We start from the raw sequence: 12,168 nt of genomic DNA on the forward strand, positions 1-12,168 counted from the left end.
AATCGATAAGAAAATAGCACCGGGCTCAAACATTTGGCCCGGTGTTTTATTTTTAAGACATTACTACTCCAACCGACCGACTTTTGCAGGAAGAAGAAATCATAGCCGGGCTACGAGCCCGAGACCGAAAAACTACCGAGTATCTTTATGAAAAGTACTCGAGAGCATTGTTTGCCGTTATTAGTCGAATCATTCTAGATTCTGACATTGCCGAAGAGGTTTTTCACGATGCCTTTATCAAAATCACTCGAAAAATCGATTCCTACGAAGAATCCAAAGGACGGCTATACACATGGATGGCAAATATTTGCCGAAATTCCGCCATTGATAAACTCCGCTCCAAAGAAATTTCCCAAACCACTAAGACCAATACCATCGATGACTTCGTATTTGGTCTGGAGAGTCAATCGGGAACGATGGAGCAAATAGAAGGAATAGGCGTAAGGGAGTTGATGAACCAGCTCAATGAAGATCAACGATTTATCATCGAGTACATTTACTTCCAAGGGTACACCCACTCGGAAGTCTCGGAAGAGTTTGACATCCCACTGGGCACTGTCAAATCCCGAGTCAGAGCAGCATTGCAAGTATTAAAAAAGAACTTAGAAAAAATTTAGCGTGAACATCCAAGAATACATCGAATCAGGCAAACTGGAGCTCTTCCTACTCGGAGAGCTGACCGAGCGTGAGCGAGAGGAAGTGATCGCTATGGCCAAAGCCCATCCACAAATCCAGGAAGAACTGGATGCGCTGGAACAGTCTATGTTTGCCTTTGATGAGTTGACAGGAAAAAAACCTTCCCCTCAACTCAAGGAAAAAATCTTTGCTTCCCTTGAGGAAGAGTTTAGAAAGGAGGAAGCACCGAAAGCAGCCCATGCGCCTAGTCCTGCTCCTAAAGAACCCAAAGTGGTCAAACTCACCCCTTGGAAACCTTTTGCGGTTGCAGCGTCTTTGGTGGCCGTTTTGGCAAGTGCAGCGGCGATCTACTTCGCAGGTAAATTCTATGAGACAGATCAGAAATTCACTGCGCTTCTCCAAGATCAGCAGGTGCTGGCGGATAATCTGAATCAAGTCAAGCTACAATACGAAGAAACCGATAATCGACTCGACCGATTGGTGGCCGGTGATTTCCGTAGAGTGGAGATGAAAGGGGAGGCTCTTCCTATGCAGAAAGACGCCAAAGTGGATGTCTTTTGGGATCAAAAAGCCCAAGAAGTCTTTGTTGCGGTTAATAATTTGAATTCACTGACCGCTGAATTTGACTACCAGCTTTGGGCGATTGGGAAAGATGGCCCTGTTGGTATTGGCCTCGTGAATCCCGGAGAAAAATTCACCTTGCAGCAAATGCAAGCGGTAGCAGAAGCTGGTGCTTTTGCCATCACCATCGAGCCGAAGGGCGGGTCAAAAGCTCCTACACTGGACAAATTGGTTGTACTGGGAGAAGTTGCCTAATCCCATTTTAATCAAGAATGCAAAGCCTGCTCTTTGAAGAGCAGGCTTTTTTTATGCCTTTTGCTAAACTTACCTTTGCTAAAAGTACTTATCCTATCTATGGAACTCCAACTCTCCACTCCTGCCCTGCTTTTTTCAGCCATCACCTTGTTGATGCTGGCATTCACCAACCGATTTTTGGCGATTGCTACTCTGATCCGTGGCCTGCATAAAAATTACCTGAAGGATCCCGATCAGGAAATCATCGTGGAGCAGATTCACAACCTTCGGCGCAGGCTGACACTTATCAAAAACATGCAGCTTTTTGGAGTTTTCAGCTTTTTACTCTGCGTAATTTGTATGTATTTGCTATTCCAAGGCTATACTTCCGCTGCTAATTGGGTGTTTGTGATCAGTATGCTTTCCTTGCTGATTTCGCTTGGAATTTCGCTGGTTGAAATTCAGATTTCTACCAAGGCACTCAACCTAGAACTTTCAGATATGGAAGACATCTTCGAAAAGCGGAAAAGCAGCCTAGACCTTTTCTTCAAAAAAGACGACAAGTAACCACCATGCTGATTGATTTAAGAAGTGATACCGTGACCCGGCCTACTCCGGGGATGAAAGAGGCCATGTTTTCAGCCCCAGTGGGCGATGACGTATTTGGAGAGGACCCAACTGTCAATGCCCTGGAGGAGAAAATCGCGAACCTATTTGGCATGGAAGCGGCACTTTTCTGCCCATCAGGAACCATGACCAATCAGATTGCGATTCGGCTTCATACCGGACCTCAACGAGAGGTGATCTGTCATCAGTATTCCCACATTTACCTGTATGAAGGCGGAGGCATCATGGCCAATTCGCTTGCTTCGGTCAAGTTGTTGACTGGAGATTTAGGAAAAATCACCGCAGCTCAGGTCGCCGAATCCATCAATCCTGATGATGTGCATGCGCCTGAGACGACCTTGGTTTCTTTGGAAAACACGATGAACAAAGGTGGAGGAAGTATTTATACCTTGGAAGAAATCAAGCCGATTCATTCGCTTTGTAAGGAAAAAGGCATCAAGCTTCACCTCGATGGGGCCCGCCTTTTCAACGCTTTGGTGGAAACGGGAGAAAGTCCTGCCGATTGGGGGGCACATTTTGATACGATCTCGATCTGCCTGAGTAAAGGTTTGGGTTGTCCTATTGGGTCAGTTCTTCTCGGATCAAAAGTGGATATCAAGCGAGCCAGAAAAGTCCGAAAAGTATTCGGAGGAGGCATGCGACAGGCAGGATTCTTGGCTGCTGCTGGAATTTATGCCTTGGATCATCACGTGGAAAGGCTTAAGGAGGATCATTCAAGAGCGCGTACCTTAGGTGAAATGCTCAGCAAACTGCCTGTGGTATCGGAGATTTTCCCAGTATCCACCAACATCGTCATTGCACGATTGGAAGGCACCACTCCTGAAGAATTCATGAAAAAACTTGCCGAGCAAGATATTAAGTCGGTCAAATTTGGAAAAGACTTGGTTCGATTCGTGACTCACTTGGATTTTGGAGACGAGCACTTGGAAGAGTTTGGGAGAAGAATTGGGAAAATTTAAGACACAAGATTCTAGACACTAGACATTAGATTTATCTTATATTTTCTCCATGCTTGAGTCTAGCTTCTAATTTCTATTGTCTTGATACTGAAAAAATGAACCCCACTCCCTTAGCCGAACGCATGCGCCCTACCCGATTGGAAGATCTTATCGGACAGGAGCATTTGTCTGCACCTTCTTCCTTTTTGTATAAGGCCATCAAGTCGGGAAATGTGCCTTCGCTCATTCTTTGGGGACCTCCTGGCGTTGGAAAGACAACCATTGCCAACATCATTGCCAATGAAATCAAGGTACCTTTTTACACCTTGAGTGCAATCAGTTCAGGAGTCAAAGACATCCGAGAAGTCATTGATAAGGCCAAGTTTCAGCGGGGCACAGTCTTATTTATTGACGAAATTCACCGCTTCAACAAATCCCAACAGGATGCGCTTTTGGGAGCGGTGGAAAAAGGAATCATCCGGCTCATTGGGGCTACCACTGAAAATCCCTCTTTCGAAGTCAACTCGGCACTACTTTCCCGCTGCCAGGTATTTACACTAAATCCATTGGGACGAGCCGAAATGGAGGCGATGATGAAGCAGGCTTTAGAGAAAGATCTGGACCTGAAAAAAATTGAAGTTCAGCTTCAAGAAACCGATGCATTGCTTCGGATTTCTGGTGGAGACGGACGAAAACTCCTCAACCTACTGGAAATCGTCATCGACGGGATAAACGAAAATCCCTGCCTAATCACAGATGAGCGGGTGATGCAGATCGCCCAGCAGAAAGTCGCGCTATACGACAAATCTGGCGAACAGCATTACGATATCATTTCAGCATTCATTAAATCTATCCGTGGCTCCGACCCCAATGCTGCCGTGTATTGGCTGGCAAGAATGATCGAGGGTGGTGAAGATGTGAAGTTTATTGCCCGAAGGCTGGTAATTTTGGCTTCGGAAGATATCGGTAATGCCAATCCGAACGCCTTACTTTTAGCCACCAACTGCTTTGAGGCGGTAAAAATCATTGGCTATCCTGAGTCTCGGATTATCCTTTCTCAATGTGTGACCTATTTGGCGAGTTCGCCCAAAAGCAATGCTTCCTACCTAGCCATCAACCAGGCCCAAGCTTTGGTCAAAGAAACGGGGAACCTATCTGTACCGCTTCACCTCCGAAATGCACCAACCAAGCTGATGAAGGATTTGAACTACGGAAAAGCCTATAAATATTCCCATGACTTTCCGGGCAACTTTGTCGAGCAAGAGTTTTTGCCCGATGAAATCAAAGGCACCAAACTCTACGAACCTGGGGAAAATGCCCGAGAGAATGAGTTGAGGAAGTATTTGTCAGGAAAATGGAAAGGGAAGTATGGGTATTGAAAAGCTGTAAGACCAAAGACGGAAGACCGAAGATTGAAAACACAAATTGTAGTAGGATAAAAATCTGCGGAAATCTGTTTCCTTTTCTGTATCAATCTGCGGAAAATAAAAAAGCCTCAGATTTTTCAGAGGCTTGATGTGGAAGTTGATCCCGAATCCTTTCGGGAGAACCCCCGAACCTCCCGATTTCCCGATAATTATCGGGACGGGATGCGCTAAACCAGCTGAGCAAACTTCAATTCGATATCAATTCTTCAATCTTTTTTCGGGACTCCCATGATTTCACAACTCTTTCCCGTTGATAGGCAGAAGTTTTATTGATGTGCTCTTCATAATAAACCACTTCCCAATCTGCTAATCCACCTGTAAAGCCTTTATGATTAGAATTATGTTTTCGGAGGCGTTCGGTCAATCCTTCGCATGTATGACCAATGTAGAATCTGTCTTTCGACCTAGAAAAAAGTATGTGGAAATAACACGACAAAAGTAAAAATAAATAAGCCCCAGATTTTTCTGAGGCTTGATGTGGAAGTTGATCCCGAATCCTTTCGGGAGAACCCCCGAACCTCCCGATTTCCCGATAATTATCGGGACGGGATGCGCTAAACCAGCTGAGCAAACTTCAATTCGATATCAATTCTTCAATCTTTTTTCGGGATTTCCATGATTTCACAACTCTTTCCCGTTGATAGGCAGAAGTTTTATTGATGTGCTTTTCATAATAAACCACTTCCCAATCTGCTAATCCACCTGTAAAGCCTTTATGATTAGAATTATGTTTTCGGAGGCGTTCGGTCAATCATTCGCAGGTATGACAAATGTAGAATCTGTCTTTCGACCTAGAAAAAAGTATGTAGAAATAACAGGACATAAGTAAAAATAAAAAAGCCCCAGATTTTTCTGAGGCTTGATGTGGAAGTTGAGGGATTCGAACCCCCGACCCTCTGCTTGTAAGGCAGATGCTCTGAACCAGCTGAGCTAAACTTCCTGAAGGACTATTTGGTAAAATAAATGTGGAAGTTGAGGGATTCGAACCCCCGACCCTCTGCTTGTAAGGCAGATGCTCTGAACCAGCTGAGCTAAACTTCCAAATTCCTTTCCTTTCGAAAGGGAATGCAAAGGTAATCTGAATCAATTTGGATGCAAGAGGACGAATCACTTTTTTTCTATCCAAATTTTCAATTCATTGAAAATGAACCGAAAAAAGTAGCATCTACTCCAAATTCACCATAAATCCAGCACGAAACCATCGCCCGGGCATCTGCACTGTACCTGCTTCGATATAGTCGGTATTTGTAATATTGGAAGCCTCGGCGAAGAACCCCAACTTTTTGGTTCGATTATAGTCGGCACGCATATCCATTACAAAATATGGTTCCAGAGCCATTCGCTCTACATAGCGAGCCTTGGTATTTAACTCTAATTTCTGACCTAACCCCAACAAAATTCCAGCAATCATTTGATGTTTCAATGCTGTCAACGCATACCTTGATTCAAGTCCAGAGCGGGCGCTGAAATTTGCATCGATATAGTTGTAAGAAACCATTACCTCTTTGGCTTGGATTGCTTTACCATTTGGGCTAACTCGATAATAAAAACTAGCTTCAACGCCATTAAACACCACTTCATTGAAGTTTTGAGGTTGCCAAGGCTGACTGGAATTTACTCGCGTCCATTCAATCAAATTCTCGGAGTATCGATTAAAATAGACCAATTCTGCTCGAACGGGCCCCTTTTCCCATTTCCCTCCCAATTCGACTGATCGGGCCTGCTCTGGTTTAAGATTAGCATTTCCAATATTCGTTGGTCCTACGTAATACAGGTCTGTGTAGGTTGGAATTCGAAAACTCGAACCAATTCCAGAATAAAATCTTATCGCTTTTGTGGCCTGAAATCCCACTTCCAATCCCGGAAAATGCTTCCACCCATATTCGGAATAATAGTTAGAGTAAACTCCTGCCCTGATATCCACTTTGTCAGCTACAGGCACCAATTGCTCCAAGTACACACCGGCCAAGGTTCGATCATGATTCCCTAGATTTGAGGATTCAATTTTCTCCTTTCGAGTTTCAAGGCCAAACCCAGTAGTTCCAAACTTACTTTTATAGCTCCCATTGGCTTCCAAGGCAAGAACATCAGTGGTGTGAACATTTTGAAAAAAGGAAGGTTCATTGCGACGAAGCCTAAATTCGTCCCCATTTCTTCTCCAATAGGCCCTTGTGTTGAGATAAAATTGATTTTTGGAAAAGGTATGGGAAATAGAACCCAAACTGGTCTGAATACTCTCCCACTGATCAGGAAATGCTGAGGTATAAAATCCATTCGCCCCAAATGTGCGATCTGTATAGGCAATCATCCCTCGGAGCTCATGATTGGAATTGAGCTTGATTCCACCTTCATAAAAAATATTGCTGACCTTGTAATCTGAATTATACCAATGACCATTGGAATCATCATAGGATACGGAGAGGTTTTGGCGGTAATTTCCTATAGGTAGTGAGCCCGCAAAATTGATCCCTTTCATCCCAAAATCCCCGGCATATCCCTGTAAGCGAAGGCTCCTGATATCCGAAAGCTGGGTAATGACATTGATTGCACCTGAGTAGGCGTTTTGCCCAAAAATCCTTGAACCAGGTCCTTTTAAAACCTCCACTCGATCAATATTCACCAGAGGAACTGGAATATTCATCATATGATGGCCTGTTTGTGGATCACTGAGCTTGATTCCATTCAGCAACATCAAGGTTTGCTCAAAACTTCCCCCTCGAATGCTAATGTCAGCCTGTACGCCTGTCACCCCTCGCTGCCTAACATCCACCCCAGGAACAAAACTCAAAACTTCTTGCAAACTTCGAGCAGGGGTAGTTTCCAACTGGGGCCGATCCACGACTGCTATATTCCGGCTTTGTTTGGAAAAGGGAATTTGAATTCGATTTTCTTGAATAATGATTTCCGTGAGCTGTTGGGAGGTAGTATCAGTTTGGGAAAAAGATGCCCCAGCCCAAAAGATGCCAAGCAAACTAATCAGTGCCTTTTTCATTGAGATTAAAAGAAATAACCCATCAAAGGTATATCCCTTTTCCTCCCTTATCCAAGATTAACAAAAAACTAAAAACCCGTTAAATACAACCTATCCGACCAAAAACTATTCGCAAAAAGTCCATTTCTCCCTATTTTGGATGGCGAAATGAAAACGTTATGAAAAAACTAAACCTTCTCGGAGGGATTTTATCCCTTTTTCTTCTGATTTATTCTACCCCTGCTTTTTCTCAGCAAGGGAAGGATAATAATCAAAAAGACTTCTCCGAATTTATGGATCGGAGCGGAAACAGTTACCGAACTGCCTCAGGTAAACCTGGTGAAGCTTATTGGCAAAATGCTGCAGATTATCAGATTGATGTGACTTTGGATGAATCAAATCACACCCTTTCTGGAAAGGTAACCATTACCTACACCAATAACAGCCCTGAAAAGCTTGATTTCATCTGGCTTCAACTAGAACAAAATCGATTTACCCCTACTTCAAGGGGAACCCTAACCACCCCGGTTCAAGGGAATCGATACAATGGAGATACAGATGGAGGTTATGACATTTCAAATGTTTCCTCCAAAGTAGGACCCAAGGGAGCAAGTTCTTCCAAGCATTTGATCGATGATACCCGAATGCAGGTTTGGTTCGCTGAACCTATCCCTGCAAAAGGTGGAAAGGCAACCGTTTCTATGGATTTTTCATTTAAAGTTCCTCAAAAAGGAATGGACCGCATGGGTCGATTAAAAGTGAAAGACGGATGGATTTATGCTTTTGCCCAGTGGTATCCTAAGGTGGCTGTTTTTGATGAAACAGAGGGCTGGAATGTCGAGCCTTACTTGGGCGCCGGAGAATTTTACTTAGAGTATGGGACCTTTGATTACAAAGTCACCGTACCATACAACCATATCGTGGTCGGTTCAGGAAAGTTGATGAATCCTACTGAGGTCCTTTCGAAAGAACTTCAAAGCAGATATGCGAAAGCTGCCCAAAGCGATGAGACAGTTTATTTGGTTTCACCAGAAGAAATCAAAAACACTTCTCTTACTCGTCCTAAACAAGACGGAATGATCACTTGGCATTTCAGAATTCAAAATGCGAGAGATGCTGCTTTTGCTACTTCTGATTCCTTTATTTGGGATGCTGCTAAAATCAACCTTCCAAGTGGTAAAACAGCTTTGGCACAATCCGTCTATCCAATGGAAAGTAATGGACAGGGCGCATGGACAAGATCAACCGAATACAGCAAAGCTTCTATTGAATATTACAGCAAGCAATGGTATGAATTCCCTTATGAAACCGCTACGAATGTGGCTGCAGAAATTAATGGAATGGAATACCCTGGATTGAATTTCTGCCATTACAATTCTAAAGGAGAAGGTCTTTGGGGAGTGACAGACCATGAATTTGGACACAATTGGTTCCCGATGATTGTGGGAACCAATGAGCGTCGTTATGCCTGGATGGATGAGGGCTTCAATACATTTATTAACCACTACAGCTCAAATGCTTTCAATAACGGTGAATATCCTTCTACGCTAAATCAAACCCGCCGCTTCAATGGCTATTTCACAAGTGAAAACAGAGAGGGCATTGACAATTATCCAGATGTAACCGATACCCGAAATTTGGGAATGGTTGCCTACATGAAGCCTGCCATTGGTCTGGTTATGTTGAGAGAATACATCCTAGGCCAGGAACGATTTGACAATGCATTTCGATCTTATATCAAAACTTGGGCTTTTAAGCATCCTCAGCCTTCAGATTTCTTTAACCATATGGAAAATGTAGCCGGTGAAAACCTTTCTTGGTTTTGGAAAGGTTGGTTTTATGGAAATGGCAATATTGACCTCGGGATCGCTTCGGTGCAACCTTATGGCGGCAATTATCTAGTGAACTTGGTCAACAAGGGCGATTTCCCTATGCCTGTGCTTTTAGAATTTACCTATGATGACAAAAGTACTGAGCGGGTTAAACTTCCTGTCGAGATTTGGCAACGAGGAGATTCTTGGAGCTACCTTCACAAGACCTCCAAGAAAGTAACAGGTGTAGTGATCGACCCGGACAAAGTCACCACAGACATTAATCTTGGTAATGACTCTTGGCCAATCGAGGTCTATAAGTAAGAAAAAAGGTCCTGAGAAAAACTCAGGACCTTTTTTATCTTCAAAATTTAAAGTTCAGTATTCAAAAGTTGAGCAATTGAATCTCAAAAAACCTTAGCCTTATTTTTAGATCTCGAATTCGCTTAATCTCTCAACTTAAGGCTTGATCTAAATCCTCCAGCAAATCATCGGTATGTTCAAGACCAACAGAAACTCGAAGCAAATTAGGTGGAGTTAGCGTATCGGGACCTTCAACTGCTGCACGGCGCTCGATTAGGCTTTCCACTCCTCCCAAACTCGTGGCATTGGCAAACAAATGCAATTTGGAAACTACATCATCGGCTTCAGCTGCCCCACCTTTGACGGTAAATGAGACAATTCCACCAAATCCGCTCATTTGACCTGCAGCTATTTCATGACCCCGATGGGATTTAAGACCTGGATAGAACACCTCCTCAACTTTGGGATGATTCGAAAGAAACTCAGCCAAAATCATGGCATGCTCAGCATGCCCCTTCATACGATAGGCAAGAGTACGAATACTTCGAGTTAGCCAATAACAATCAGCCGGTGAAGGAACTGCTCCTCCCACACGCTGAACAGTTCGGATTTTTGCCCAAAAGTCATCCGTCTCTTTCGTAACCAAAGCTCCTCCTAGAATATCGGAATGACCTCCAAAATATTTGGTGCTACTGTGCATCACAATGTCAGCTCCTAGAAGAAGTGGGTTCTGAAAAACGGGAGTGGCAAAGGTATTATCGCATGCAAGCAAAGCCTTTTGAGCTTTTGCCAAGGCAGAAATAGCACGGATATCTGTTATTTTCAAAAGTGGGTTTGACGGGGATTCTACCCAAAACAATCTCGTATTAGGCTTGATGGCAGCTTTTACAGCCTCTAGATTACTCATATCTACAAAAGTCACCTCATGAATTCCCTTAAAAAGCATCGTCATGGAATTATGTAATCCATGGTACATGTCGTCTGGTGCAATAATATGAGATCCAGGTTCAAGTGCCTGATAAACCGCCGTTCCTGCCGCATTCCCTGAGGAAAAAGCAGCTGCTTCTTTGCCTTTTTCCAAAGCAGCAATAACCTCCTCTAATGCCGATCGATTGGGATTTGAGGCTCGGGTATACAAAGCGCCTGCCTCATTCCCATGCTCAAAGGTGGTACTCAGGGTAATCGGTTGAACAACTGGTTTATTTTTATCTGTGATAAGGTTACCCTTATGGATGGCTAAAGTTTCGAATTTCATAAGAATCAAGATTTTTGGAAATATAAAAAAGGAGAAAAGAAAAAGGCCTGATTTTACTCAGGCCTTAATTTTTTTTATCGAATTCGGTCTACAGATCGGACGAGCGCCTCATCTTTTTTGATAAATCGATTGGCGAGCATATTCATAACCATAGCTACTAAAATCGCCCAAAAACCAATTCCATATGAACCTCCGCTTTGTGCTTGAATTTCAGAATTGATCCCATTAGTGGTCAGAAATGTAGTAGCTACCAAAGACACCATCACTAAGGAGTTGATCATATTAAGCATCATTTGACGGGCTCTATTCTTGTACTGAAAAATCGAAATCAATGCCAGAAGACCTGCAAAAGAAGCAAGGGCAGCCAAGTACCATTTAGAAGTAGATTCGATCACTTCGCTTTGCGCATCCAAATTGGTCAGCGCAAATGCCGACAAATGCCAAGAATCCCCATTCGAAATTCCAGTTTGGGTCCAAAGTTCGGTTCCAATTGTAACGCCCATAGCCACTACCACCAGAAACAAAAAGATCGTTTGTATTCGCTGAATCATCGTAATTAATTTTTCGCAAAGTAAAGCCCATTAACCATCAATACCAAGTCAATTTGGATTCAATAGGAATTGTATCTTTGCCCCCTGTATGTCGGATCAGCAACGCTATTTTCTGGAATTAAGTTATAAAGGCTCGCCATTTCATGGATGGCAAATTCAAAACAACGCCTTCACCGTACAGGAATGCATTGAGAACGCCCTAAGCACTTATCTGCGTACTCCAATCCAGATCATGGGCAGCGGCAGAACGGACACAGGGGTCCATGCTTCGATGCAGGTTTGTCACTTCGATTATCCGAATGGCTCACTCCCTGAAAATTTCCTAAAAGGAATCAATGCCATCCTGCCAAAAGAAATTGCCATTCATTCCTATCGAAGAGTAAAGCCCGATGCCCATTCACGATTTGATGCAGTCAGCCGATCGTACGTTTACCGAATTACTTTTCGCAAAAATCCATTTTTAGACGAGCTGGCTTGGCAAATTTTTAATCACCCTGATGTCGAAAAAATGAATCAAGCTGCCCAACTACTTCTCATACATGAAGATTTTGAATGCTTTAGCAAGGTTCACACAGAAGTCAATCATTTTAGATGTAAGATTTTAAAAGCCTATTGGGAACAAAAAGATGACCAATTGTTATTTCATATAACCGCTAATCGGTTTTTGCGTGGCATGGTACGGGCGATAGTTGGAACTTTGATGGAGATAGGTTATGGACAACGTAACCTAGAAGACTTCGAAGCATTGATCGAGTCTCGAGATCGAAACAAAGCCGGAAAAGCTGCTCCTGCAAAAGGCTTATTTTTGAGCCAGATTATTTACCCAACTGAAATTTACCTAGACTGAAACTACC

At 43.3% G+C, this 12,168-nt stretch carries 12 protein-coding genes and 2 tRNA genes; 7 read left to right on the forward strand and 7 right to left on the reverse strand.

Translation table 11 applies throughout. From position 1 onward, the window contains the following. The first annotated feature begins 83 nt into the window (after positions 1–83). The 5 genes from AO498_RS16420 to AO498_RS16440 all read left to right on the forward strand — a co-directional run bounded on the left by AO498_RS16420 (position 84) and on the right by AO498_RS16440 (position 4,375). Entirely contained in the window at positions 84–617 is a 534-nt protein-coding gene (locus tag AO498_RS16420; RefSeq protein ID WP_067549993.1) for an RNA polymerase sigma factor, read from the forward strand. Between the two features lies 1 nt (position 618). Continuing rightward, positions 619–1,452 (forward strand): anti-sigma factor, encoded by an 834-nt coding sequence (locus AO498_RS16425; RefSeq protein WP_067549995.1) that lies wholly within the window; start codon positions 619–621, stop codon positions 1,450–1,452. 99 nt (positions 1,453–1,551) lie between these two features. Then, entirely contained in the window at positions 1,552–1,998 is a 447-nt protein-coding gene (locus AO498_RS16430) for a DUF2721 domain-containing protein (RefSeq protein WP_067549997.1), read from the forward strand. Between the two features lie 5 nt (positions 1,999–2,003). Continuing rightward, positions 2,004–3,017, forward strand: coding sequence for a threonine aldolase family protein (locus AO498_RS16435; protein ID WP_067549999.1), 1,014 nt, complete (start codon positions 2,004–2,006; stop codon positions 3,015–3,017). 95 nt (positions 3,018–3,112) lie between these two features. Continuing rightward, positions 3,113–4,375, forward strand: a complete 1,263-nt coding sequence (locus AO498_RS16440; RefSeq protein WP_067550001.1) for a replication-associated recombination protein A — start codon at positions 3,113–3,115, stop codon at positions 4,373–4,375. Positions 4,376–4,610: 235 nt separating this feature from the next. Here the strand turns inward: AO498_RS16440 and AO498_RS17395 are convergent, their stop codons facing one another. The 5 genes from AO498_RS17395 to AO498_RS16465 form a co-directional block, all read right to left on the reverse strand. After that, positions 4,611–4,994: a GIY-YIG nuclease family protein gene (locus tag AO498_RS17395; protein ID WP_335339808.1), complete on the reverse strand. Its 384-nt coding sequence runs from the start codon at positions 4,992–4,994 to the stop codon at positions 4,611–4,613. A 3-nt stretch (positions 4,995–4,997) separates the two neighbouring features. After that, a complete protein-coding gene (locus AO498_RS16450) occupies positions 4,998–5,174 on the reverse strand; it encodes a GIY-YIG nuclease family protein (protein ID WP_335339809.1) in 177 nt (58 codons plus the stop codon). Between the two features lie 114 nt (positions 5,175–5,288). Beyond that, positions 5,289–5,363, reverse strand: a tRNA-Val gene (locus AO498_RS16455). Between the two features lie 26 nt (positions 5,364–5,389). Further along, positions 5,390–5,464 (reverse strand) — tRNA-Val (locus tag AO498_RS16460). Positions 5,465–5,588: 124 nt separating this feature from the next. Beyond that, complete coding sequence (locus tag AO498_RS16465; protein WP_067550003.1) at positions 5,589–7,415, reverse strand: TonB-dependent receptor; 1,827 nt, start codon at positions 7,413–7,415, stop codon at positions 5,589–5,591. A gap of 158 nt (positions 7,416–7,573) precedes the next feature. Here AO498_RS16465 and AO498_RS16470 point away from each other — a divergent pair, with 158 nt between their 5' ends. Beyond that, positions 7,574–9,529: a M1 family metallopeptidase gene (locus AO498_RS16470; RefSeq protein ID WP_067550005.1), complete on the forward strand. Its 1,956-nt coding sequence runs from the start codon at positions 7,574–7,576 to the stop codon at positions 9,527–9,529. A 130-nt stretch (positions 9,530–9,659) separates the two neighbouring features. Here the strand turns inward: AO498_RS16470 and AO498_RS16475 are convergent, their stop codons facing one another. After that, positions 9,660–10,763, reverse strand: a complete 1,104-nt coding sequence (locus AO498_RS16475) for a trans-sulfuration enzyme family protein (RefSeq protein ID WP_067550007.1) — start codon at positions 10,761–10,763, stop codon at positions 9,660–9,662. Between the two features lie 74 nt (positions 10,764–10,837). After that, the gene (locus tag AO498_RS16480; protein ID WP_067550009.1) at positions 10,838–11,314 is read right to left on the reverse strand and encodes a DUF4293 domain-containing protein; all 477 of its coding nucleotides are present in this window, start codon (positions 11,312–11,314) and stop codon (positions 10,838–10,840) included. A gap of 88 nt (positions 11,315–11,402) precedes the next feature. On the opposite strand from AO498_RS16480, the gene truA reads away from it, so the two are divergent. Further along, on the forward strand, positions 11,403–12,161 hold the full coding sequence (gene truA / locus AO498_RS16485) for a tRNA pseudouridine(38-40) synthase TruA (RefSeq protein ID WP_067550011.1): 759 nt from the start codon (positions 11,403–11,405) through the stop codon (positions 12,159–12,161). The last annotated feature ends 7 nt before the right edge of the window (positions 12,162–12,168 follow it).

The organism is Algoriphagus sanaruensis (assembly GCF_001593605.1).
GTDB lineage: Bacteria > Bacteroidota > Bacteroidia > Cytophagales > Cyclobacteriaceae > Algoriphagus > Algoriphagus sanaruensis.